We start from the raw sequence: 24297 nt of genomic DNA, 5'->3' as shown, positions 1-24297 counted from the left end.
AATCTTACTATTAGCATAACAAGCTAATCTTACTGATAGGTGTATTCTATCTTACAGATTTGTAAGCTTTGGAAAAGTCAAATAAAAAGTCGTTCCCTGGTTCAACGTGCTTTCCACCGTGATTGAGCCTCCATGTTTTTCCACAATGGCTTTCGCAAGGGTAAGTCCAATGCCAGTACCATCCTTCTCCTTGGAGAATCTGCTTCTATAAAATCTTTTGAAAATATAATGGATATCCTCTGGGTGGATGCCACTACCGTTGTCTTTAATTGTGATACAAATTAACACAGGCGTTTCGTCGCATAGAATTTGAACTTCATTTCTTGAAACGGTATGATCTAATGCATTTTTTATAATATTACTGATAGCTTCCAGTATCCAATCTCCGTCGCAATTTAACATAATATGGCTATTGCACATTAGCATAATTGATTTGTTCTCTGATTTTGCACGGGTGGAGAAACCTATAACGACACCTTCTAGCAAATCTTTCATAAGGCAGTTGCTTTTGGCGAGTTCTATGGCGTCAGCATCTAGCCGCGATAATTTCAGAAGATTTTGAATTAGATATTCCATCCTTTCCAGTTGATTACAACTTTTTATGTTGAAGCTGTCCACAACAACGTTGTTTGTGTTTTCTTCCTGAACAATTTCATTGTACATTTTTAGCGCAGTCAATGGTGTTTTTAACTGATGTGATATGTCAGAGATCGTATTCTTTAGAAACTCCTTTGTCTGCTTTTCCTTTGTTATATGGGCAGTTAGAGACGTTGCCATCACATTTATAGAGGAAAAAAGCTGAGATACAATACCTTCCTCATTGTCGCTGAAGCGGATATCTTTATTACCGTACATAAAACTTAAGATATCCTCGCTGGCCTTTTCAAATTTTCTGTCCTGCCAGACGAAAAAAATAAATAATGTTGTAAGCAGTAGCAGCGATACGACAAAAGAAAGTATCAGTGCCAGAATCTCGAATTTCTCATGGAAACTTTGAATTTCAGGCAGAAGCTTGTTATTTATACTTTCTGTATACCCAGTAGGCTGCAAAAGCTTCCGCCCAATAGTATAATCTTCTATGCTTTTTTTACTGGTGAAGGCAGGTACAATATGGTCTGTTGTTATATCCTGTTGATATAAATATCCGGCAATGGCATAATCGTGTGTAATAATCTCCTTTTTATATTGGTTTGTCATGAAATATACCATGACCTGTGCTATTAAAATAGAACACAAAAGAATTATGGATACCATTGAAAATAGTTTCCTTATATTGTGATTAATAAAAATTCTCATAAAATAGCCTCACTTTAACACATTCCACTTATATCCCAATCGGCGTAATGTCAATAAAAATTTCGGATTCTCAGCGTTATCTTCAATTTTGCTTCTTAGTCTTCGTACATAGACGGATAGAGTGTTGTCATCGATGAAGTTGCCGTTACTATCCCACAGCCTGTCTAAAATAATGTTTCTCGTGAGCACAATATTTGGGTTTTGCATGAGCAGACACAGAAGTCGATACTCCAAACTAGTAAGTTCTATTTCTTTGGAATCCTTAAACACTCGGCTTTCAAGTAACTTAATGGTAATATCATTAGATTGCAAATCAATGGGTTCTTGGCTAGGAATGTGGTAACGGCGAAGCAAAGCTTTGATTCGCGAAATCAGTTCATTCAATTTGAAAGGTTTTGTAATATAGTCATCGCCACCAATATCCAAACCCATTACAATATTGACCTCTTCATCAGAAGCAGTTAAAAATATAATGGGTACATCAGATGATTGCCGTACTTTCTTACAGATGTCAAACCCGCTTCCATCAGGTAAGGTCAAATCGAGTAGCAACAAATCATACTTCTTATCACTAAGCATCAAAAAACCTTCCCTTACGGTTCGTGCTAAGGCAATATGAAAACCATTCCTTCGGAGTGAAAACTCTAGACCATCAATAATACTCAAATCATCTTCTACTAATAAAATTGTATTCACTGTTGGTTCCTCCCTGCTTTCTCTGTCTAAGTTACCTTATTTTATACTTCTAATTTTATCTAACTGTTCCTTTTGTACGTTTTTAACATGCACTTACTTTTATAAACATTATATCCTATTTAACTTATTAAAGGGATTAATATCTATTTCGAGTAACAAAATGTATAAAAAAAAGCTAAAAAGCTGCATTCCTTTAATTTATATTAAAGGAATGCAGCCTTCTCATCTATATTTGCCACAGTCAATGTATTTAAGCATCTTTCAATTACCTATTTTGCTTTTCCACTTTCTACTGTAGTTAAACCACTTGCACCATTCCATTTATACCATGTTAATATTTTAGAGCTCGTTGCATCGCTAGAATCTGGATCCTTAGGATCCCTTTCTAAAGAAGAGAGTTCTAGTAATCCATCTCCATCAATATCTTTAATTTTAGAAGGATAAAGTGAATATATATCATCTATCGCTGGAGTAAGTTTTCCATCTTTAATTATATAAAGAGACTGCACTCCGCTGTGCATACCCATAATGCCTGATACAAAGACTCCATTTATATCATCTTTAGCTTTTGAAATATTTATACTATTACAACGTTCTGCTTTAGTTTGCACTTTACTAAAAAGACTATATTCTCCATTAGTATATTTAAATAATTGTATATTACTCGGAATATATTTCTCAGAAGAAAAATTTCTTTCAAATACTGCAACTTCAAGAGTTCCATCATTATCTATATCACCCACACTATAATAGTTAGTTATATCTTCTTCATTTAAATTTGTTTTTTTTACAAGTTCTGAATCTGCATATTTACTTAGAGCATTAATATACCCCGTATTATTTACAATATTTATACCATACTTAACACATGTAGCATAAGCCTCTGCAGCTTGCTTATATTTTTTATCAGCAATCAGTGTAGCTGCTTTATCACTTTTAACCTCAAGGTATGATTTTTTAAAAATATCATCATTTAATATACCTTTAGCTAAAAGTAATGCATTTTCCGCTTTAACATTGTTTATTTTTGACTCACTTTGTATTAAACCTATAAATGCTATAGAATTTGCATCATTTACTTTATACTTTATTGAGCCCATTAACATTGCTGCCTTATCTTCAAAATCTGTACTCTCAATAGCTTTACCATTAAAGCTTGTTATTGTAATATTATCTATTAGGCTTTTCGCAACCGCTAGTCCAGTAGAATTACTAATCCACGTTCCCTTACTTGTTTGGATATAAATATCCCCTTCACTATTTGCTAAAGCCTCACTTATAGCACTTGCATTTTTAGAATCATTAGCATACTGTAATTCATAAACCGAAGATCCTATTAGTATAGAAAACTCGGGTACTGTAAAATTAACAGCTAAAGCTGGTATACTTAATTGTGCTACTATTAAACTCATTGCTAAAATCTTCTTAATATTGTTCATCTTATTATATCCCCCTTTAAAATCACTCAGAAATAAGCCTATGTTTATACCTAATTTAGCATTTAATACTATATTTGTATGGACTAACACTCTTATATTAACATCGAATAAAAGTTATCTTACTTTACTATTTAATTGAATTTTATTTACAAATATGAGTACCTTCCAACTCTGATGTAGCTGATGAAGATTTAGAAACAATTTCAGTATAGCATATAAAGTTTGGGATGTATTTAAAATCAAACAATATTATGTTAAAATATTTGAAATTTGTATTAATATTCTATATGATTGAATAAGGACATACTTATAGTAAAAGTTGAAGCAATGTTTAGTTAAAAAGCAATTACTTTTATTATTAACGTTAAGTTTTTTTTCAATAATTTTATTGAAATTCATAATGAGAATGTTTATTCAATTTAAATATACTAAAAAATCTACAATGTTATGGATGTTATTTTAAGGAATAAGCAATGATAAGTAGCTTTTACTTTATTATTTTCAGAAAAATTTTCATTATAATACTTGATTACTTTTTTAATAAAAGTTAGAGAAGTACATTTATTGTCTTTATTACTATTATTAGCACCAGTTTTTTTTATTGAAGTGAAAAAATCATTACAGTTATTGAAATATTCATATTCAAATTTTTCTTTACCTTCTACTAAAACATCATCAATCCTCTGATTTTTTGTAGCCTCTTTACATAATGTAGATAATTCATTAAGACTATAAAAAGACTGTCCTGAATATACAGATTCCTTTATAGACAGTTCTTCCCTTACTTTTTTAAAACATTCATTTAATTCACAAAAAGTATGTTTTCCAAATGTAGAAAAGCAAAGGATACCCTTTGGATTCAATAGAGCATATAATTTTTCTATTGTTGCATGAATATGATTAAACCATTGAAAGGTGGCATTAGAAATAATAATATCGTAAGTATTATTAAAATTCATTTCTTCCAAATCACCACAAATAAAATCAACAGAATCATTTTTAATTTTTGACTTTATTTCAGTAATCATTCCTGGCGCAATATCAACAGCAGTAATATGCGAATGCGGAAAAAGATCAATTAAAGTAGATGTTAAGTAACCCGTTCCACAACCAATCTCTAAAATATTTTTAACTTCTGTGTTATTTTTATTGTTTTGCATCATAAATTTCACTAAAGAATTTTTCATATCCTTTTGCACGTGAGCATATTCATCATAATTTGATGCATTTTTACTAAAATGAAGTTTTAACTGTTTTTTATCAATCATAAATTCTCTCCCCTTATAGGTGTTTTTTTATAAATTTTGATATGAAATAATAACAATCATGAGGATTTGTGAAAAATGGGATATGACCCCCACTCTTTATAACTTCTATATTAGAGTGTGTTAATATATTTTTAATATATAAAGTAGCTTCTATTGGACATATTCTATCTTCTTCACCATGAATCATTAATAAAGGAATATTTACATCTACTAATTTATTTCTTAAATCTTTTTGAATTAAATAATCAAGTTCCAGTGCTAAAGAGTCTACTGACTGAATTTTAATGTTATCTTCCATTATCTTTAAAAATTGCGTGTTATATCCCTTTTTCTTTTCTTCATCTGAAAACAACGAGTCATAAAAATTAAAGAGTGTTGCTTTCGGATTTTTATATAGCTGAGATTTCATTCTTTCTACAATTCTTTTATTCCACCCTAAATTGTACCCCTCTTCTTTATGTTGAATAAAAGAGCTTGTACCTCCAATTAAAATTAAGTTATTAATATTCCACAAATTATCTAAAACAATTTCCTCTGCTACTAAAGATCCGAGTGACCATCCAAGTAAGGAAAAAGAGGAAAGTTGTTTTTCTTCTATAATGTTTATTACTTTTTGTTTAAACCCGTCTAATAAATCAATGTTATCCCATTCAATAAAAATCAATTCAAAATCCTTCCATAAAAATTCACTAATTCTTTTCCAAACACAACTGTTCATTCCAAAGCCAGGTAGCATAATTAAATAGGGCCTATTCATAATAAGCCCCCAATAATCTTTAATTCTTTTCCTATTTCTTTAATTTTAACCAATGCTTCTTCTAAATCTTCTTTTGAATGTGTTGCCATTAAAGAAATTCTTAAACGACTTGTTCCTCGTGGTACAGAGGGTGGTCGAATGGCTGGTACATATACGCCTTGAGATAATAATATTTTGCTGAATTCAACAGCCTTGTCTACTTCTCCAATTAATATGGGAATGATTGGGGTTCTGGTTTCCATTACATTAAATCCTGCTACTTTAAGTTGGTTTTGAAACCAGTTTGAGGTTTTTAATAGTTTAACTCTTCTTTCCTCATCCTCTTCAATAATTTCTAGTGCCTTTATAGAAACTGCGATTGTACTAGGGGATAAAGCTGTAGAATAAATAAAGCTCCTTGCAGAGTTTATTAAATAATTAATTAAATCCTTTTTACCGGCTACATATCCGCCTTCTGAAGCAACAGCTTTACTTAAAGTTCCCATAATAATATCAATTTCATTATCTAAACCAAAATATGATGCTGTACCTGATCCATTTTTACCTAAGATCCCGGTAGCATGTGCATCATCTACCATTGTCATCATGTTAAATTTCTTTGCAATTTTCACAATCTCTGGCAATGGTGCAATATCCCCATCCATGCTAAATACACCATCTGTTACAATTAAATTGTTACTCCCTTTATACTTATTTATTTTATTTAATAAATCATTCATATCACAATGCTTGTACCTTATAAGTTTTGCACCACTTAACCGATAGCCATCAATAATACTAGCATGATTTAATTTATCGGAAAAAATTACCCAGCCACCGTCGCACAAGGCTGAAATAATACCCACATTAGCCATATATCCAGTATTAAAAACTAAACTTGCTTCCGTCCCTTTAAATGATGCAATCTTTTCCTCTAATTGTTTATGTAGGTCATAACTTCCTGTGGTTAATCTAGAACCACCTGACCCAACACCATATTTGTTGATTGCATCAATAGCAGCTTTTTTTAACCTAAAATCATCACAAAGACCTAAATAGTTATTTGATCCTAGAAGTATAAAATCTTTTCCTTCAATTTTAACCCTAGGTGATTGCGCTGTATCAATGTATCTAAGTTCTCTATATAATCCTTTATCCTTAATTTTTATAAGTTTATCTGTTATATAATTCATTAATTAGTCCCCCTATAATCAAAATATATAACAAAAGCAAAACTTTGTCAACCAAATTTATATGTTTGGTTTACAATTCATCTAATTACCAACTTTATATCAAAATAAAAAATAAAACCTTTATTATGGATAGATATTCTTTTTATGCAAATAATATTAATGAGGTGATATTAATGAATAGTAACATTGAGTTTTTAGACTATATTTATCAAAATGCTGAAATGGGCAAAAGTACAATTAGTGAATTAATTAATATTGTAAAAGATGAACCATACAGAAAAAATTTGGAGTCACAACTGAAAGAGTACAATGAAATATTTAATATAACAAATAATAAAATTAAGGATACACAAGAGTCATCTAAAGGCATAGGAACTCTTACTAAAATAACTTCGTATATAATGATTAATATTAAAACACTAACAAATAAAACCCCATCTCATATATCTGAAATGCTAATTCAAGGTAGTACCATGGGGATCATTGATATTACAAAAAGACTTAAACAATATAAAGATGCCACTCAAGATATAAAAGATATAGCGAATAGGTTATTAAAGTTCGAGCAACAAAATGTTGAAGAAATGAAAAAGTTTTTATAAACAGACACATGCTGATATTGAAGAGATTAATAATATAAAAAAAGAGTATTATTTTTATTGACAACCCATTGTTAGTTGTATACAATGTAATTTAACACAATTGATATACCGCATTATTAAAAAGGATTATGGGTTGCCCTTAATAACCTAAATATATTTTACAAGAGGTATAATAAATGAATGTTGATTTTTCAATTGAAGATGTAGTAAAAAAAAGATACAGTGTAAGAAACTATAAGGGAAGAGAAATTGAACCGACTAAAAGAAAAGCTATTGAATCTTTTATTGATTCTTTGGACAATCCATTTGGAAATAAAGTAAATTTTCACTATCTTGATGACAAAGACATAAAAAACAAAGAAAAACTTGGAACTTACGGTGTTATTAAAGGCTCAAAGCAATACATCGGAACGACTATTAAATTAGAACCAATGGCCCTCGAAGCATTGGGATATGAATTAGAAGCAGTAGTTCTTTATTTAGAACATCTTGGTCTTGGAACTTGCTGGCTCGGAGGAACCTTCGATCGTGAAGGCTTTGCAGATGCTATGAAGATTAAAGAAGGAGAACTATTCCCAATCATAACACCTTATGGATATGCCGCTGCCACTAAGCATGAAAAAGAGATAGAAATGAGAATAATGATTCAAGCAGACAAGCGTAAAGACTGGAATCAATTATTTTATAAAAATGATTTTAAGTCTCCTCTTACGAGTGAAGAAGCCGGTAGTCTTGCCTTTCCACTAGAAATGGTCCGATTAGCACCATCAGCATCAAATAAACAGCCGTGGAGAATACTTCTTAAAGATGGTGACTTCCATTTTTATGAATATAAAGAACCTGGATATAGCGATAGATTCCCCTACGATATCCAAAGCGTAGATATGGGAATTGCCGCAGCTCACTTTGATTTTTCGCTTAAAGAAAAAGGTATTAAAGGTCATTTTAATACGACATCTAAGCCGGAGCTAAAGTTGTCTGAGAATATGGAGTACGCTTTTTCTTGGATAAGAGAATAAAATTTTAATTTAGTTTAAGACCAAATCAAAATAAAGTCCTTTAGGAGAAATCTTTCTAGAGGACTTTTTCCGCTGAATGTAACACAAGTGTGAACTGCTCACTCTTATGTAATAACCTTTTTAATATGACTTTATTTATTCATACTCGTTTTAATTTCGAAAAACTACCCATAGAGATTGTAAGTAGAATATTTATGATCGCCATAATAACTGATATCGTCATTGATTCAGTAAACATAAACAAAACTAAAAAAATTGGATCTAAACACATAACTATTTTACTAAATCTCATTTGTATTTTTTCTATATAGTTAAAGTCAATATTGTCAATAGTAATTTTTCTAATTATATACTTACTAAATTTATTTGTACTCAACTTTATTAATCCCACTATACCTATAAAACTAATTATAAACACCAACCCTGTAAACATATTATCACAACCTCTATTCCATATTTAAATTTCATTTTTTATTATCAATAATTCTTTAAAGTCCATTTATTCTTATTTATAAAAAATAAGAATTAAATATTCATAATAGTCATTAAATATACTGTTTTGCGTTTTACCTATATATTTTGAAAAGATCCTTATCAAATCAAGTCTAATAATATTTATATGTGTTTTTTTAGGATATGCTTACTCCACTATTTTATAGTAAACACAAATAATATTATATATAAATGGTATTTTTCCATAAAAGAGTAGCTATTAAATATAATTTATTTAATAGCTACTCATCTAATAAATCATCTGTCCAACCTGGCATATTTTTATCTTTCCAAATTATATTAACATCCCTTAAATCAATTACTTGCTTAAATTTTTCTGTATTATCATATACATTGATTTAATCTTTATTTTCATTATAATATATTGACTTATACATTGAAGTTTTACCAACACCATTGGTGCCCGGGAATATTACATTCATTTGATCGCCATAAGAGCTCTTACCGCTATACTTCGCAAATGCTTTGATAATAAAACAAGATACTACTAGCTACATTTAAAATTAATAACAAACAACTGGAGTGCCTACCTCTATATTATTAAATATTGTTTTTGCCACCTCATATGGTGAATTTACACAACCATGGGATCCACCTGTCTTATACAACCCTCCCCCAAAATTACTTCGCCAACTTGCATCATGAATTCCTATTCCTTTGTTAAAAGGCATCCAAAACTTCACAGGAGAAGCATAGTTTTCACCTACAAGAGTTGCATTTGTTTCTTTATAATCGATCTTATAAATTCCACTTGGTGTTCTAGTCTTATCAGATCCACCATTCCCTGTAACAACATCCCCTTGTGTTATTAGTTTTCCGTTTTTATAAAACCATAAGTGTTGCCCTGTAAGATCTATTTCTACATAGGTATTTCCAACATCGTTATTACCCCGAGCTAATGCGGTTTGATAATATGCTGGTTCTTTTTCTATAGACTTCCCTTCCTTTATCATTGAAATTAAATCTTTAGCTTCTTTAACTTTATTAATTGACCAGCCATAACTACCACCACCAATGTTAATTTTCTTCCCTGATGATGAAACAAAATTTCTCGTCTTAGCAACTGTATTATATTTACTAGCAAGTACGTCCATATAGCTTTCAACGTACTTTTCATTAAATGTTATTTCATTATTCTCATCAACTGTAAACCACTTATTTATTGTAGTCCCATCTAAAATCTCCTTATCTTCCCCAAACGTATATGAAATCTTTGAAGATACATATTTGTTAAGCATGTCCCTTGTAGCAACTACCTTCAGAGATTTAGAAGTATACTTTGGCTTAACATAGTAATTAATTGACTCTAAATCTATTATTGTTTTGCCAGTGCTCACTGCATCTATGGCATAATTATATAAGATGTCTTTATCTCCCTTGTTTCCAATAATTTCATCGACAATTACATAACCCTTCTCTGTATATTTATAGCTAGCATTTTTAGGTTCAACTACTTTACTACTATCAAAACAAGAGAGCCTGCCCACTTGCTCTTTTAATAAATCTTTATCATATTTAACTTTTGCTATCATTTTAGAATCTTTCGTATTAAAAACCGCCCAGATCCATTTATAAGGATTCTGTTTATCTTTAAGCACCTTAAAATCAGCATTCGCATCATACTTTAAGCCAATTTGTGCTCCTCTAATCTGTTCACTTTTACCGCCACGTTCTTTTATGTTTAGCTTATATGTTTGAATCTCAGATGCCATTTGTTTATTTACATCCTCTACACTTTTACCCGAAACATTAATATTATTTATTACAGAACCAAAATAAAAATGATTCATGAAATATATTGCCATCCCAAAGTATATAATAAGTAAAATAAATATAGAGATTGTAATACCTGAAACAATTTTCTTATGCTTTCTTATTGGTTTTATTGCTGACTCTCCTACTTCAGTTTCCATAACTGCGCCTCTCTTCTACATTTTGCCTTAAGTTCTGCTCCATTTTCACCTGTCATTTTCGTTGCACCTAATTGAGGTTTCATTCTATGCCTCCTCAAATTAAGCTATAGTGCTAAACACCATAATTTTACAATAATTTTCCTAAAATAGGGTGTAATTGTTATTTTAATTATATCATAATTAGCAAATATAAAGAAAAAAATTCTTTGATGCTATTACTCATTTTAAAATCATTGTATATATTCAATTTATAGGGATTATGTTATAGTTAAATATATATTATTAGTTGGAATTTGAGAATTTGAATAAACTACGAATTTAAAATTATTCATATTTAACTAAGGAGATGATTATTTGTCTGAATTAATAGTTATGATGCTTATATGTCGTCATTACTATTATTATGTGCACTTAAAATTCTAACTTTGACCTTATTATTAAATAGTTTTTATCGTATTATTAACACATACCTATTTCAATTTTATATGTATAATTGATGTTAATTATAGTATAATTAACCATATTAATTATTTACAACAACACCATAAATTGAAAGAGGGTTAATATGGCAAACAAAGAATTAGCTTTATACATAATGGATCAATTAGAAGGATTGGAAGATATAAAATCTATACCTATGATGGGTGGTTACTTGTTTTATTATAAAGGTAGAATATTTGGTGGAATCTACGGAACAGGCTTTATGGCAAAAATTACTCAAGCAAGCAAACATTATATGCCTGATAGCATTTCAGAAAGTCCATACGATGGTGCAAAGCCAATGTTGCATGTAGATATTGCCGATAATAGTGAGATGTTAAAACAAATGGTAGTAACTATGTATGAAGAATTACCAGAACCAAAAAAGAAAAAGATAAAAAATAAAAGATAATAATTCCATAAATAATATAAAATGGCATTATATACTGAATAAGGAGTGATTATTATGTTTAGAGAAATGCGAAGAAAAGATAGAGAACTCAAAAAAGATGAGGTTATTGAAATCTTAAAAAATAATAGTTGCGGTATTCTATCAACTATAAGTGAAAATGGTTATCCTTATGGTGTACCAATAAGTTATATTTTTTCAAATGATTCAATATATTTTCATGGTGCTACTAAAGGACATAAATTAGATAATATACTAAATAACGATAAAGTATCTTTTTGTGTAGTTGGAAAAACTTGTGTTTTACCAGACGAGTTTAGTACAAAATATGAGAGCATAATTGTATTTGGAAGGGCAAGTGAAGTTTTTGATGATGAAAAAAATATGGCTCTTATAGAAACGTTAAGTAAGTATTCGCCAGATTTTATTGAACAAGGAAAAGAGTATATTAAGAGGGCAAGTAAAGCAACTAAGGTAATAAAAATTTGTATAGAACATATTTCAGGAAAAGCAAACAGCTAGTTAATGTTAGTTTATAATACATGAAGTTTTATAATATTCATAAATTACGTCACAAATAATGTACAATTTCGAATAAAATCATACATTAGTAAAAACAGTATAAAGCGTTGATATATAAGGGCTTATAGTGGGTTGAACTAAAGCCTTTTTCTTATTGTGTACTTGAATGTATTGTTTCGTATGCTATATTGTAAATATAGTACATTGAATTTATGTCCTTTAGGACACTTTTTAGGAGTGAATTTATTATTTAAAAGTATTTTTTAATTCTAGGAAATAATTAGCGAAAGTAATAATATAATGTATCTAATGTACAATTAGATTTTAATTATGTTTTTCTATGCTATATTAAAAAAAATAAATTAAATTACGAAAAGTGGAGGCTTAAAATGATTATATGCAAAAATTGTGCTAATGAAGTAGATGAAAATGAACCTTATTGTCATTATTGTAGTCATGATATGTATGAGAGTTTAGAGATTTATCAAACTTCTTCAATTAATAATATTCAAAAGTTAAATATTAAGAAAAGGCGCCTTACTACTCTATTGGTAGCAGTCACCATAATAACATGTTTTTCTATCCCGATATTAAGGAGCCATAAATTAAATCATAATGTTGCTCTTCTTAAGCAATCATCTAATAAAAAATATAACAATGTAGCACAAATTCATTATAATAAAATTAACAAAAAAGTTAATCAGCAAACCGAAACATCTAAAGTGCTTATTATAATGAAACACAACAAGAAACAGCTATAACTAATCAATATATTAAGCCACACAGTTGATATAATAAATTTAAAATATGAAATTTTGAGGAGCAAAATATTATGAAAAATAAGATAAGTCTAATTTTGAGAAATATTTAATAAAATGAAAAAAATAAAATCTATTTTTATTATTGCTATAGTGGTTGCATTGGCTTCTCAAGTTAATATAAATATTTTTGCGCCAGGATTTATAATAGCCCTTTCTGTTGCTATATTACCTGTTTTTCTTTATTTTTATAAACAAATTAATCCTATTGAAATTCTTTTTGCAACTGGGATCATTTATTCACTTTATAAGGGAATGTTTTTATATTTCAGCACTAACAATTTTCATATTACTATTAGGTTTATAGAGACAGATGTTTTGTTTTATTTTTCATATGGTATATTGTTTTATTTATTGTATTGGAAAAAGAAAAAGAAAAAGAAAGGCATTACATACTTATTTTTTTGTGCATTTTTATGTGATTTGTTATCAAATATCATAGAAATAAGTACAATGATTCATTTTAGAGGATATAGTTATCTAATGTTTCAAGATCTAGTAATTATAGCCTTTGTAAGAGCTATAATTTCAGTGTGTATAATATTACTAATAAAACATTATAAGTCTTTACTAATAAAAGAGGAACATGAAGAAAGATATAGAAAATTAATTTTAATGACTTCAAGTATTAAAAGTGAAATATATTTTATGAACAAAAATAATTCAGATATTGAAGATGTTATGAAAAAAGCATATCTACTTTACAAAACAATATCGCAGCAAAAGTATCCTTCTGAACTAAAAAACCTTTCTCTTGATATAGCAAAAGACGTGCATGAAATAAAAAAAGATTATATAAGCGTCATAAAAGGTTTAGAAGAAATGGTTGGTGAAAAAACGGATAATGTTAAAATGGATATTAAAGATATTGTAAATATTATTGGAATGGATGTAATGGAATATATAAAAAGAAATAATCCTAATGTAACCCTAAAATTTGAAATAAAGAATAATTTTAATGTAGTGGAGCATTTTTATCTGGTTTGTATATTACGAAACCTTATTTATAATAGTATAGAGGCTATGGATAAAACAAAAAATGGATATGTTAAAATTTTAATTTCGAAAAGCCAAGAAGAGTGTATTTTTATTATATCTGATAATGGTAAAGGCATAAAAGAAAAAGATATTGAATATATATTCAATCCTGGATTCTCAACTAAATTTAACGGAGAAACTGGTGATATTTGTAGAGGTATAGGGCTTGCCCATGTAAACGGTATTGTTAATGATGTTTTTTCGGGTACTATAGATGTTCATTCCATTACAGGAAAAGGAACTGAATTTGTTATAAAAATAAAACAAGATAAAATGGAAGGAGTATCTGTATGCGATACTATATAGTTGATGATGATATAAGTATAGTAAGAATACTTACCAATATTATAGAAGAAAATAATTCATTTGAAGTTATAGGTAGTTCAAACGATGGAGAAACAGCCTTTAATCAAATACTTTTATTAAACCCTGATATTGTGCTTGTAGATCTTCTTATGCCTAAAATGGACGGAAATACTCTTGTACGTGAACTTAAAAATTTAAGACCAAATATTTGTTTTGTCATGATATCCCAGGTTTTAGATAAAACGCTTGTTGAAGATTCATACAAATCAGGAATAGAGTTTTTTATAAAGAAACCCATAAATAAAATCGAAGTAGAAAAAGTTACATCAAAAGTTGCAGAAAATATTGAAATGCGAATGATGTTGTCTAATATTAAAAAAATGTTAAAAAATTCTGTACAGCCAGATGCGGATATAAATGGCAACATAAAGGAAATAAAACAAATTTTAAGTATGCTTGGAATGCTTGGTGAAAAGGGAACTACCGATATAATCAAAATATGTACCTACCTTATTGAAAACAAACAATCTTTTTCTGATTGTAATTTAGAGAAACTTTTTAGTTGTTTTGGGGACAATCCCGAAATTGTAAAACAAAGGATTAGACGCGCGATTAAAGATGGCCTTAAGAATATTGCAAACTTGGGGATTGAAGATACTATGAATGAAACCTTTTATACTTATTCAAATGTGCTTTTCAATTTTTCAAGTGTAAAAGCTGAAATGGATCATATAAAAGGAATTAAAAAATCTGGTGGAAAAATATCCGTAAACAAATTTTTCGAGGGAATTTTACTTAATTGTGAAATGGGCCAAAAATTTTAGTGTTTCCCAAATATCTAATGATCTTAATATTAAAAATATTTAGATCATTAGATATTTTTTTTGATGTTAACTGATTTTTTTTGAAATATTGATTCTATAATAAAAACGTAAAGTCAGGTTCATTATCATTATGGCTTTAAAATAAAGTAAAAGAAAACGGTTACTTGTTTGATTTAGTAAATAAGCTTCAAAAGTATAACAAGTTTAAAAATATAAATTATATTATATTTTGGAAAGGAGAACTACTTAACATGAAAAATTTCGGTGTCTTTGATATTCTAGGTCCTATAATGGTCGGTCCATCATCTTCTCATACAGCTGGTGCTGCTAGACTTGGTAAAATAGCAAAAACTATTGTTGGAGCTGATATAAAAGAGGTTACATTCTTACTTCATGGGTCTTTTGGTAAAACTTATAAAGGCCATGGAACTGATAGAGCACTAGTTGCTGGCATACTTGGAATGGAACCAAGTGATGATGATCTTAGAAATTCTATTTCAATTGCTGAAAGTAAAGGCTTAAAAATAAAATTTATTGAGTATGATCTTGGCCAAGTACATCCAAATACAGTTAAATTTTTAATAACAGATATTAATAATAATTATTTTGAAATAATGGGTTCGTCTATTGGTGGCGGTAATGTAGAAATAAATGAAATAAACGGAAATAGTGTTCTTATAACCGGTGTAAATTCTACTATTATAACTTGCCATGATGACATTCCAGGAACAGTAGCAAAAGTGTCAGACCTTATTTATGGGGATAAAATCAATATTGCTTTTTTAAAACTTGTTAGAGGCGAAAAGGGGAAATCTGCAACTATGACCTTTGAAGTAGATAGTATTATTCCTGATTCTTTAGTAAAAAACATTAAAAAAATTACTGGAATAAACAAAGTAATAGTTATTAATCCAGAAACAAGGAGAAAACATAATGATAGCAAAGTCAGCTAGTGAACTTATCGAAATATGTAAAACAGAAAATATAAAATTAAGTGAATATGCAATAAATCTTGAAATGAAGCAAAAGGATAGCACGCGAGAAGAATTATTTCTACATATGAAAGAGACTCTTGATGTAATGAGGTGCGGTGCTACGTCTGGAAGAGAAAAAGAAGTTTATTCATTAAGTGGCCTTATAGGTGGGGATGCTTATAAGCTGCAAAAATATTTAGAATCCGGTAAATCACTTTTAGGAGACACCGCTGTAAAAGCTATGGCTATGGCACTATCTTCTTCAGAAGTTAATGGTTCCATGGGTAGAATAGTAGCATGTCCAACAGCTGGATCCTGTGGGATACTTCCAGCCGTAATATTAACTGCTGGTGAAAAGCTTGGAAAAAGTACAAATGAAATGATGGAAGGATTATTTGCAGCTTCTGCAGTTGGTATGATTATTGGAATGAATGCCACCTTTGCAGGTGCAGAAGGTGGTTGTCAGTCAGAGTGTGGATCGGCCGCTGCTATGGCCTCAGCTGCAGTTGTGGAAATGATGGGAGGAACACCAGAGATGAGCTTAAATGCTGGTGCCATCGTGTTTAAAAATGTATTAGGACTTGTTTGTGATCCAGTTGCTGGACTAGTTGAAATTCCTTGTGCAAAAAGGAATGTAGCTGGTGCAATTAGTGCACTTTCTACCGCTGATTTAGTTATGGCTGGTGTTTCTTCAAAAATACCATTTGATGATACATTATCTGCAATGTATAAAATTGGTATAGAATTACCAGCTTCCTTAAGAGAAACAGCTCTTGGTGGCCTTGCTGTTACTAAAACTGGTCTAGCACTTAAAGATAAGGTATTTTCAAAAAAATAAATTGTGAATTATAAGGAGGAACAGCAATGAATATTTTATTAGGAACTGGTCTTTTATTATTCGTATTAGCTTTATTTACACTTTTTAGTTACAAAGCACCTCAAGGAATGAAAGCAATGGGTGCACTAGCAAGTGCTGCCTGTGCAAGCTTTCTAGTTGAAGCTTTTCACTCTGCATTTTTTGGTGATGTATTAAACATAGGATTTTTAAAACAAGTTGGTTTATCTAATGGTAGTTTAGGAGGAGTAGCCGCTGCAATACTTGTACCTCTAGCTCTTGGTGTTTCACCAATATATGCAGTATTGATTGGACTATCTTGTTCTGGTCTTGGTATCTTACCCGGATTTATAGCTGGATACCTCATGTCATTTGTAGTTAAATATCTAGAAAAGAAATTACCAGGAGGCTTAGACTTAATAGTTATAATTGTTTTTGCAGCTCCATTAACTAGATTTATAGGAAGTTGTATGACTCCAATAGTAAATTCCACACTATTAAACATTGGTAGAATTTTAACATCTGCGTCAAGTACTAGCCCAATAATAATGGGTATAGTACTTGGAGGAACAATAACCGTTGTTGCCACTGCACCTCTTAGTTCAATGGCTTTAACCGCAATGCTTGGGCTTACTGGCGCACCTATGGCTATAGGCGCATTATCAGTATTTGGTTCATCCTTTATGAATTTCGTATTATTTACGAAAATGAAATTTGGAAGTAAAAAAGATACAATTTCAGTAGCTATAGAGCCTCTAACACAAGCTGATATAGTCACCGCAAACCCCATACCAGTTTATGTTACTAATTTTATAGGTGGTTCTTTATGTGGAGTAATAATTGCATTAATGGGACTTGTAAATAATTCTCCAGGAACAGCAACCCCTATAGCAGGGTTCGCAGTAATGTTTGCATATAATCCAGCTTCTAAAGTGTTAATAACAGCCTTATGTTGTATTATAGTTAGTATTTTCAGCGGTTACATAGGGTCTATTATGTTTAAAAATTATAAGATACATACTGCTGCAGAAATTCGTGGAGAAATTACCCCAAATTTAGAAGAAGTATCATAAATATCTGATTTTAAAAAAAGAAAAGGCTGAGTTTACTTTTATGTAAAACTCAGCCTTTACTTAATCATTGTAAAATAAATAATAGTGTTAAATACTATACTTTGCAAAAGAAAATTGCGACATATTAACTATTGTTTTAAATTCATACAAGCTGTCAAAATAACGCTCTTATATTCATCTAAAAGAGGAAACTTATTTTTAATTGATATATCGATAATTTCATTTATTGGATATTCAATCCTTCTGTTTGTACATTTAATTTCTTTTTTTGAAATATCTAAAATACCATAGGATATTCTATTATCTCCATCAAGTGAATTACCGATGCTTCCCACATTAAATATCTTTTTATTATTCACTTCCCCTATAAAACAAGTATGAGAATGACCGCATAAAATCACTTGTTCACTAACGCCATTTATTGCTTTTCTAATTTCATCTTCTGAAACACTATCATCAATTGCTTCAACTATAGACTTTGGTGTTCCATGAACACAAAGTATTTTAAATTCATTCAGTAACAATGAATACTCCAATGGCAAATTTTTAATAAATAATATTTGTTCCTTTTTTAAATTGTCCTCAGCATATTTATAATATAAATACAGTTGTCGTTCTTTAACTGATGAATTCATCCAGGTCTCAGAAATCTCTTCAAACCACATATCTGTATTACCTTTAATCCATGCTAAAATCTCTAGACTCTTATCATTTAATAGTTCCATAACCTGTGAAGGCATTGGTCCTTTCATTACCACATCGCCTAAAATGATGATTTTATTAATACCTAAATTTTTAAAATCTTTTATTGCATAACTTAATGCTATTCCATTACCATGAATATCGGACAAAACCGCTATTTTCATAAAATAATCCCCCATTATTAATAAAATTTACGCTACTTCATAATTTTTTTACTGTTGCGACATAAATGATTTATTTGATTATACCATTATTACCCTAAATTAGTAGCAAATTTACTTCGCTCATTATTCGCAAACTGACCTAGTTTTTTTTGTTATGCCCCTCTAATTCTAAAACAATATGATTTATATTATCTTTGTTATTACTATTTTTAAATAGTATATTACTCATCTTTTTACTTGGCCAATAATTGTCATTTTCAGCTGAAAGCAATAATATTTTTCCTTTATAGTTGTTAATATTGATTAATGCATCTTTATTTAAATTATTCTATAGACATTTCATAACATTTACAATAATTCTTTTTTTCTGCTTCTTTCATAGCATTATTATCTATCATATCTTTCAAATTACTTATAAGCCTTTCAACAATAGTTAACGAAGTCTATTTTAATTTATATATAAAATTTATGGAAATTATAGTACAATTAAACAAATATTATTTTAAAAGAACATTGTAAAGTATTCTGCTAAATAATAAAATTAAGGGGGTAATTAAATGATTAAAATTCCAGAGAAAATAACTTTTGCAAACTTACCTACAAAAATAGAAAAACTAGAAAGGTTATCTCAAAAAATAAATGGGCCCAATATATATATCAAAAGAGATGATCAAACTGGAACAGAAGTATCTGGCAATAAAATAAGGAAACTTGAATTTTCTGTAAAAGAAGCTCTTAATCAAGGCTGTAATGTACTTATTACTTGTGGTGGAATTCAATCTAATCACTGTAGGGCCACAGCGGCAGTGGCTTCAAGACTTGGTTTAAAATCGGTTCTTGTTTTAAATGGCGATGAAGAAACTGAATTAGATGGCAATTTGTTTATAGATAAACTTTTAGGCGCAAAGATTTATTTTATTAATTCAGAACAATATAATAATGATAAGATTGGGATTATGGAACATATCAAGGCAGAGTTAGAGGAACAGGGTTTTAAACCTTATATAATACCAGAAGGCGCTTCTAATGGAATTGGCAGTTTTGGATACTATAATGCTATGGAGGAAATTATTTTTCAGGAAAAGGAAATGGACGTACAGTTTGATAGGATAGTACTGCCAGTAGGCTCTGGTGGAACTCATTCTGGACTACTACTAGCAAGTAAAACACTAAAGTATACTGGAGATATCTATGGTATAAATATTTGTGATGACGCTAAACACTTCAAAAATAAAATTTATAAAATATTGAATGAAAGTATGCAGTACCTCGATATAGATTTAGAAATTTCAAAAGATGAAATTAATATTATAGATGGATATGTTGGTAGAGGATATGCACTTAGTAGCCCAGAAGAACTTCAATTTATTTATGATTTTGCAAAATTAGAAGGAATCATTTTAGATCCTGTTTATACGGGTAAAGCAATGTATGGCTTGGTACAAGAGATTAAAAAAGGGACATTTAAAGACTGTAGAAATATCCTGTTCATTCATACTGGAGGAGGATTTGGTTTGTTTCCACAAAAACATTTATTTAAGTTTTAAAAATTTAATATTAGGATAGTAATTTATTATGCAACAAAAACTATTTATATTTTATGAAAGGAGTTTGATTGATGAGATATGCGAAAAAAATACCACCTACTGATAAAGAATTAAGCAACAAACTAATAGCTGCGAGGTGGACAAAGCTTAAAGAACCATCTAATTTAGGTATAACGACTTTACTCTCACTACCATTTATGTTTATAAATGGTGCTATTTCTATGTTTATTGCATTTTATTTATATCCTCCATTGAAAGAATTTGTGAACAGTAAACAAGACTTTAGCTTTTCTTTCACATTAACCTTATTTACACTGATATATGTTGTTATATTTTTTATATTCATGGCACTACATGAATTTCTCCATGCTTGTTTTATACCTAATGTATTAAAATCAGACAAAACATATTGGGGTATTAATATGTTTTACGGATTTGTTTTTACTACCGAAAAAATCAAAAAAGGTAGATTTTTAATTATTTCTATTATGCCATTGATTTTATTATCGATTATATTTCCCTTTATTCTTAATATTTTAGGGTGGCTGAATAGTTTCACTATTTTACTCTGTTTAATAAACGCAATGGGATCATGTGTTGATTGCTTAAATATATGCTTGGTGGCAATTCAAGTTCCAAACGGTTCATATATTTTAAATAATGGGTTTGAAACATATTTCAAATAACTTTTGATTATGAGCATAATATTTAATTGAGTTAATTTGCAAATATAAAAACCTTGCAACTATTTTTCTTGATATAAAACAAAAAAAGCACCTATATTAGGCTGCTTTCATAATGTTATCATTAACTAATTATCCATACTGTGTTCTGTTCACTATTCCACTTGCTTAGAATGAATATATCTTATTGAAATAACTACCAAGGTAATGATTGTCCATGGAATAATCACATTGATATTGGTAAAGGGATTTTGCTGTGCATTTATACCTTCTATAAAAGCAAAAACTACAAACATCAAATCTAACCAATTAATAAATAAGATTACATTAGTTAATTTTTTGATACTTTTTGCACCATTTGTAACATTATTTTTATAAACTGAACGACTAAGAAATATTAGTTGTGCAGACGCTAAAGTAAGGACTATTACTAAAGAGCTAAAATCGCTATTACCTGCATAGTTCTTAATAACAAAGTCTATAATTAATAAAATATTAAATACAATTGTAATTAAGGATAAGCTGAAAATTAAGGGGACTGTTTTTTTTATCATATACACACACTCCTAATAAATAACGTTATATTTTTATAGCTTTATTACATTATGTAAGACCACTTTGATATTATATAGTATAAAACTTTATATTTTAATACACAAATCTAATTAAATAATTTAATTTAATCTTTGTAATATATTGTTTATTTTATACCATTATAAATAGTATTCCCTGCTACTCCTATACCGTAATAGTAAGCCGCTGTTACAGGAAGAGTAATTTCTGGTGCAGCAACTAAAGCTGCTACTGCGATTCCAGTTCCTACAACGCCCAAACCAACTTGGAACAAATTTGATCCGCCATTTATACTTTCAACCTCTTGAGCTTCAAGACCTATAAAATTAGAATTAATTTTCATTTCCATAATAAAAAACCTCCATTTACTTTTGTAATAATATTATAACCATAGTGGATATATCAGTTAACTAGACCTGTGTATTAAAATATAAATCTTTATTGATATTAATAAATTAGACCTAATTACAAATTAATTATACCATAAATGCCTAGTCTTTACAAGTATTATGTCGTAAAATGGCTTTTTTTGTACTTAAAAGCACCTTCATTATTAAAGTATTGAAAAAAATAGCGTTATACGTCATTTAATGTTATATATGGTTTACTTCTACATAATGTAGAAGTTTTAGTAGCAGACCCATTGGAATTGGTGAGGCTCTTGGTGTTTTAAAATATATTAAAAAAGCTAAAAGGCTATATTCCTTTAACTTATATTAAAAGGAATGTAGCCTTCACATGTTTGATTACTTATTTTTTATCAGATTCGCTTCGCTCATAACTCTCCATTGTACGTTAACAAATATAAACTTGTTGGGTAGGCTCAAATAGTTAATTATATTATCTATACTAACTTGTTTAATGCATTTGTTAATTTAACATTTTCACTGTAATCTACGGGACAATCTATAATAGCAGGAATGTTTTGAGCAAGTGCTTCTTTTAATGTCGGTATTAAGTCCTCTGCTTTTGTTATTCTGTATCCTTTTGCCCCCATAGCCTCTGCATACATAACAAAGTCCGGATTTGTAAATCGTACATTCATGTCCTCACCATACCTATCCTGTTGCTTCCATTTTATAAGTCCATAACATGCATCATTAAATATCAACGTCACAAAAGGTGTTTTTATTCTTAGCGCAGTTTCTATTTCCTGACTATTCATCATAAACCCACCATCACCAGTTACTGCTACAACTTTTCTTTGAGGATTGACGAGTTTTGCTGCCACTGCTCCAGGTACTGCAATTCCCATCGATGCAAATCCATTCGATATTAGGCAAGTATTTGGCTTTACAGCTCTATAATGCCTTGCGATCCACATCTTATGAGCACCAACATCAGAAATAACAATATCATCATCACCCATTACCTTCCTTAAATCATACAATATCTTTTGCGGTTTCATTGGGTAGCTAAAATCATTTGCATAAGATTCATAATTAGCTTCCATCTTTGTTTTTATATGTAGAGCAACCACTGGTTCCAATACCCTATGAGCAAGTGCACTTATTTCATTAATAGAATATGATATATCACCGATAACCTCTACTTCGGGTATATAGCATTTATTAACTTCAGCATTTTCCTCTGCAATATGAATGATTTTAATATTTTCATTCTTGTTCCATTTTTTAGGATCATATTCAACTATATCATATCCTACAGCAATTACTAAATCTACTTTTTCAAAAAAACGATTTACATAGTCCCGTTGTGCGAGTCCAATACTCCACAAAGACAACGGATTTTTATATGAAACAACTCCTTTTGCCATAAAGGTATTAGCTACAGGAATTCTCAGCTTTTCCACCATTTCTGTCAGTGCTTTACTAGCTTTTGAACGTATTATCCCATTACCAGCAATAATAACTGGGTTTTTAGCATTACTTATAGCATCTGCTGCTCTTTTAATGCTTGTATATGTGGCATAACTTTTTTCAGTATCTCCATGTGCAAGTGGTCTTCCTAGTACTGCCATTGAGGCTATATTTTCTGGTAAATCTATATGGACAGCCCCTGGTTTTTCACCTATAGCCAGTTTAAAAGCCTTCCTTATAATTTCTGGTGCTGTATCTGGTCTTACAATCTGTTTGTTCCATTTAGTAATTGGTGCAAACATTGAAATTAGATCTAAATGTTGATGAGATACAAGATGCATTCTGTCAGTTCCAGCTTGTCCTGTAATAGCTACCAAAGGGGCACCATCCATATTAGCATCAGCAACCCCAGTCATTAAATTTGTTGCTCCTGGACCAAGAGTTGAGAGACATACTCCAGGAGTACCCGTTAACCGTCCATAAACATCTGCCATAAAAGCTGCTCCTTGTTCATGACGAGTTGTAATAAACTTAATTTTAGAGCCCTTGAGTGCATGTAAGAATGTAAGATTTTCCTCTCCTGGTATTCCAAATATATACTTAACCCCTTCGCTTTCAAGGCATTGTACCATTAGTTCTGATGTATTTAGCTTTTCGATATTCTTCTTTACATCTAACTTTTGCACTTCATTTTCACGTACATCCATTATTTTTTCTTCCTCCTATATTGTTATATTTTACATTTCTTATCTTATATTAAATTAATTCTATTTACAATACTATCCTGGTATAAATGTTAAAATATTAAACAATAATATAATTTATTCCAACATGCCGTTTCTTATAAACATTAC

At 29.8% G+C, this 24297-nt stretch carries 25 protein-coding genes; 12 read left to right on the top strand and 13 right to left on the bottom strand.

The genetic code is table 11. The features are described from left to right. Positions 1 to 51: 51 nt before the first annotated feature. The 6 genes from A7L45_RS03805 to bioF all read right to left on the bottom strand — a co-directional run bounded on the left by A7L45_RS03805 (position 52) and on the right by bioF (position 6628). Complete coding sequence (locus A7L45_RS03805) at positions 52 to 1296, bottom strand: sensor histidine kinase (RefSeq protein WP_071611534.1); 1245 nt, start codon at positions 1294 to 1296, stop codon at positions 52 to 54. Between the two features lie 9 nt (positions 1297 to 1305). Next, on the bottom strand, positions 1306 to 1992 hold the full coding sequence (locus A7L45_RS03800; protein WP_071611533.1) for a response regulator transcription factor: 687 nt from the start codon (positions 1990 to 1992) through the stop codon (positions 1306 to 1308). A gap of 269 nt (positions 1993 to 2261) precedes the next feature. Then, complete coding sequence (locus A7L45_RS03795) at positions 2262 to 3431, bottom strand: hypothetical protein (RefSeq protein WP_071611532.1); 1170 nt, start codon at positions 3429 to 3431, stop codon at positions 2262 to 2264. 437 nt (positions 3432 to 3868) lie between these two features. After that, positions 3869 to 4699 carry a malonyl-ACP O-methyltransferase BioC gene (gene bioC / locus A7L45_RS03790; protein WP_071611531.1) on the bottom strand — a complete coding sequence of 277 codons (831 nt, stop codon included), beginning with the start codon at positions 4697 to 4699 and terminating at the stop codon, positions 3869 to 3871. Between the two features lie 13 nt (positions 4700 to 4712). After that, the gene (locus tag A7L45_RS03785; RefSeq protein ID WP_071611530.1) at positions 4713 to 5456 is read right to left on the bottom strand and encodes an alpha/beta fold hydrolase; all 744 of its coding nucleotides are present in this window, start codon (positions 5454 to 5456) and stop codon (positions 4713 to 4715) included. Further along, complete coding sequence (bioF, locus tag A7L45_RS03780) at positions 5453 to 6628, bottom strand: 8-amino-7-oxononanoate synthase (protein ID WP_071611529.1); 1176 nt, start codon at positions 6626 to 6628, stop codon at positions 5453 to 5455. Before bioF ends, A7L45_RS03785 begins: the two co-directional genes overlap by 4 nt. A 173-nt stretch (positions 6629 to 6801) precedes the next feature. Between bioF and A7L45_RS03775 the strand changes: the two genes are divergently transcribed. Beyond that, positions 6802 to 7230, top strand: coding sequence for a hypothetical protein (locus A7L45_RS03775; RefSeq protein WP_071611528.1), 429 nt, complete (start codon positions 6802 to 6804; stop codon positions 7228 to 7230). A 176-nt stretch (positions 7231 to 7406) separates the two neighbouring features. Beyond that, positions 7407 to 8249, top strand: a complete 843-nt coding sequence (locus A7L45_RS03770) for a nitroreductase family protein (RefSeq protein ID WP_071611527.1) — start codon at positions 7407 to 7409, stop codon at positions 8247 to 8249. A gap of 139 nt (positions 8250 to 8388) precedes the next feature. Here the strand turns inward: A7L45_RS03770 and A7L45_RS03765 are convergent, their stop codons facing one another. Further along, positions 8389 to 8682, bottom strand: coding sequence for a hypothetical protein (locus A7L45_RS03765; protein ID WP_071611526.1), 294 nt, complete (start codon positions 8680 to 8682; stop codon positions 8389 to 8391). Positions 8683 to 9265: 583 nt separating this feature from the next. Beyond that, positions 9266 to 10675: a L,D-transpeptidase family protein gene (locus A7L45_RS03760; RefSeq protein ID WP_071611525.1), complete on the bottom strand. Its 1410-nt coding sequence runs from the start codon at positions 10673 to 10675 to the stop codon at positions 9266 to 9268. A 565-nt stretch (positions 10676 to 11240) separates the two neighbouring features. Between A7L45_RS03760 and A7L45_RS03755 the strand changes: the two genes are divergently transcribed. The 8 genes from A7L45_RS03755 (at position 11241) to A7L45_RS03720 (ending at position 17954) form a co-directional block, all read left to right on the top strand. Beyond that, the gene (locus A7L45_RS03755; RefSeq protein WP_071611524.1) at positions 11241 to 11567 is read left to right on the top strand and encodes a transcriptional regulator; all 327 of its coding nucleotides are present in this window, start codon (positions 11241 to 11243) and stop codon (positions 11565 to 11567) included. Positions 11568 to 11621: 54 nt separating this feature from the next. Continuing rightward, positions 11622 to 12086: a pyridoxamine 5'-phosphate oxidase family protein gene (locus A7L45_RS03750; protein ID WP_071611523.1), complete on the top strand. Its 465-nt coding sequence runs from the start codon at positions 11622 to 11624 to the stop codon at positions 12084 to 12086. Between the two features lie 389 nt (positions 12087 to 12475). Beyond that, the gene (locus A7L45_RS03745; protein ID WP_071611522.1) at positions 12476 to 12847 is read left to right on the top strand and encodes a hypothetical protein; all 372 of its coding nucleotides are present in this window, start codon (positions 12476 to 12478) and stop codon (positions 12845 to 12847) included. A 114-nt stretch (positions 12848 to 12961) separates the two neighbouring features. Beyond that, positions 12962 to 14248: an ATP-binding protein gene (locus A7L45_RS03740; RefSeq protein WP_071611521.1), complete on the top strand. Its 1287-nt coding sequence runs from the start codon at positions 12962 to 12964 to the stop codon at positions 14246 to 14248. Next, positions 14233 to 15072, top strand: a complete 840-nt coding sequence (locus tag A7L45_RS03735; RefSeq protein ID WP_071611520.1) for a DNA-binding domain-containing protein — start codon at positions 14233 to 14235, stop codon at positions 15070 to 15072. Before A7L45_RS03740 ends, A7L45_RS03735 begins: the two co-directional genes overlap by 16 nt. Before the next feature lie 251 nt (positions 15073 to 15323). Further along, positions 15324 to 16025: an L-serine ammonia-lyase, iron-sulfur-dependent subunit beta gene (gene sdaAB, locus A7L45_RS03730; protein ID WP_071611519.1), complete on the top strand. Its 702-nt coding sequence runs from the start codon at positions 15324 to 15326 to the stop codon at positions 16023 to 16025. Next, the gene (gene sdaAA, locus A7L45_RS03725; protein WP_071611518.1) at positions 16006 to 16884 is read left to right on the top strand and encodes an L-serine ammonia-lyase, iron-sulfur-dependent, subunit alpha; all 879 of its coding nucleotides are present in this window, start codon (positions 16006 to 16008) and stop codon (positions 16882 to 16884) included. Before sdaAB ends, sdaAA begins: the two co-directional genes overlap by 20 nt. A gap of 26 nt (positions 16885 to 16910) precedes the next feature. Beyond that, entirely contained in the window at positions 16911 to 17954 is a 1044-nt protein-coding gene (locus A7L45_RS03720) for a PTS sugar transporter subunit IIC (protein WP_071611517.1), read from the top strand. Between the two features lie 128 nt (positions 17955 to 18082). On the opposite strand, the gene A7L45_RS03715 is transcribed toward A7L45_RS03720, so the two are convergent. Further along, a complete protein-coding gene (locus A7L45_RS03715) occupies positions 18083 to 18820 on the bottom strand; it encodes a metallophosphoesterase family protein (protein ID WP_071611516.1) in 738 nt (245 codons plus the stop codon). Between the two features lie 139 nt (positions 18821 to 18959). After that, a complete protein-coding gene (locus A7L45_RS23670) occupies positions 18960 to 19091 on the bottom strand; it encodes a hypothetical protein (protein WP_236900468.1) in 132 nt (43 codons plus the stop codon). 286 nt (positions 19092 to 19377) lie between these two features. On the opposite strand from A7L45_RS23670, the gene A7L45_RS03705 reads away from it, so the two are divergent. Further along, entirely contained in the window at positions 19378 to 20367 is a 990-nt protein-coding gene (locus tag A7L45_RS03705) for a D-cysteine desulfhydrase family protein (RefSeq protein ID WP_071611515.1), read from the top strand. Between the two features lie 71 nt (positions 20368 to 20438). Beyond that, positions 20439 to 21053: a DUF3267 domain-containing protein gene (locus A7L45_RS03700; protein WP_071611514.1), complete on the top strand. Its 615-nt coding sequence runs from the start codon at positions 20439 to 20441 to the stop codon at positions 21051 to 21053. A 152-nt stretch (positions 21054 to 21205) separates the two neighbouring features. On the opposite strand, the gene A7L45_RS03695 is transcribed toward A7L45_RS03700, so the two are convergent. From A7L45_RS03695 to A7L45_RS03685, 3 genes are all read right to left on the bottom strand, one after another. Then, on the bottom strand, positions 21206 to 21604 hold the full coding sequence (locus tag A7L45_RS03695; RefSeq protein WP_071611513.1) for a hypothetical protein: 399 nt from the start codon (positions 21602 to 21604) through the stop codon (positions 21206 to 21208). Positions 21605 to 21750: 146 nt separating this feature from the next. Beyond that, entirely contained in the window at positions 21751 to 21972 is a 222-nt protein-coding gene (locus A7L45_RS03690; protein ID WP_071611512.1) for a hypothetical protein, read from the bottom strand. Positions 21973 to 22467: 495 nt separating this feature from the next. Then, positions 22468 to 24150, bottom strand: a complete 1683-nt coding sequence (locus tag A7L45_RS03685) for an acetolactate synthase large subunit (protein ID WP_071611511.1) — start codon at positions 24148 to 24150, stop codon at positions 22468 to 22470. Positions 24151 to 24297 lie beyond the last annotated feature (147 nt).

Origin of the sequence: Clostridium estertheticum subsp. estertheticum (assembly GCF_001877035.1) — a bacterium.
In the GTDB taxonomy this organism is placed as follows: Bacteria; Bacillota; Clostridia; order Clostridiales; family Clostridiaceae; genus Clostridium_AD; species Clostridium_AD estertheticum.
The sequence above is the reverse complement of the archived record's forward strand: the minus strand, read 5'-3'. Positions and strand labels throughout refer to the sequence as shown.

Coding starts and splice junctions, on each gene's coding strand:
- A7L45_RS03805 (WP_071611534.1), bottom strand. CDS start 1,296: ATGAGAATTTTTATTAATCACAATATAAGGAAACTATTTTCAATGGTA.
- A7L45_RS03795 (WP_071611532.1), bottom strand. CDS start 3,431: ATGAACAATATTAAGAAGATTTTAGCAATGAGTTTAATAGTAGCACAA.
- bioC (WP_071611531.1), bottom strand. CDS start 4,699: ATGATTGATAAAAAACAGTTAAAACTTCATTTTAGTAAAAATGCATCA.
- A7L45_RS03785 (WP_071611530.1), bottom strand. CDS start 5,456: ATGAATAGGCCCTATTTAATTATGCTACCTGGCTTTGGAATGAACAGT.
- bioF (WP_071611529.1), bottom strand. CDS start 6,628: ATGAATTATATAACAGATAAACTTATAAAAATTAAGGATAAAGGATTA.
- A7L45_RS03775 (WP_071611528.1), top strand. CDS start 6,802: ATGAATAGTAACATTGAGTTTTTAGACTATATTTATCAAAATGCTGAA.
- A7L45_RS03770 (WP_071611527.1), top strand. CDS start 7,407: ATGAATGTTGATTTTTCAATTGAAGATGTAGTAAAAAAAAGATACAGT.
- A7L45_RS03765 (WP_071611526.1), bottom strand. CDS start 8,682: ATGTTTACAGGGTTGGTGTTTATAATTAGTTTTATAGGTATAGTGGGA.
- A7L45_RS03760 (WP_071611525.1), bottom strand. CDS start 10,675: ATGGAAACTGAAGTAGGAGAGTCAGCAATAAAACCAATAAGAAAGCAT.
- A7L45_RS03755 (WP_071611524.1), top strand. CDS start 11,241: ATGGCAAACAAAGAATTAGCTTTATACATAATGGATCAATTAGAAGGA.
- A7L45_RS03750 (WP_071611523.1), top strand. CDS start 11,622: ATGTTTAGAGAAATGCGAAGAAAAGATAGAGAACTCAAAAAAGATGAG.
- A7L45_RS03745 (WP_071611522.1), top strand. CDS start 12,476: ATGATTATATGCAAAAATTGTGCTAATGAAGTAGATGAAAATGAACCT.
- A7L45_RS03740 (WP_071611521.1), top strand. CDS start 12,962: ATGAAAAAAATAAAATCTATTTTTATTATTGCTATAGTGGTTGCATTG.
- A7L45_RS03735 (WP_071611520.1), top strand. CDS start 14,233: ATGCGATACTATATAGTTGATGATGATATAAGTATAGTAAGAATACTT.
- sdaAB (WP_071611519.1), top strand. CDS start 15,324: ATGAAAAATTTCGGTGTCTTTGATATTCTAGGTCCTATAATGGTCGGT.
- sdaAA (WP_071611518.1), top strand. CDS start 16,006: ATGATAGCAAAGTCAGCTAGTGAACTTATCGAAATATGTAAAACAGAA.
- A7L45_RS03720 (WP_071611517.1), top strand. CDS start 16,911: ATGAATATTTTATTAGGAACTGGTCTTTTATTATTCGTATTAGCTTTA.
- A7L45_RS03715 (WP_071611516.1), bottom strand. CDS start 18,820: ATGAAAATAGCGGTTTTGTCCGATATTCATGGTAATGGAATAGCATTA.
- A7L45_RS03705 (WP_071611515.1), top strand. CDS start 19,378: ATGATTAAAATTCCAGAGAAAATAACTTTTGCAAACTTACCTACAAAA.
- A7L45_RS03700 (WP_071611514.1), top strand. CDS start 20,439: ATGAGATATGCGAAAAAAATACCACCTACTGATAAAGAATTAAGCAAC.
- A7L45_RS03695 (WP_071611513.1), bottom strand. CDS start 21,604: ATGATAAAAAAAACAGTCCCCTTAATTTTCAGCTTATCCTTAATTACA.
- A7L45_RS03690 (WP_071611512.1), bottom strand. CDS start 21,972: ATGGAAATGAAAATTAATTCTAATTTTATAGGTCTTGAAGCTCAAGAG.
- A7L45_RS03685 (WP_071611511.1), bottom strand. CDS start 24,150: ATGGATGTACGTGAAAATGAAGTGCAAAAGTTAGATGTAAAGAAGAAT.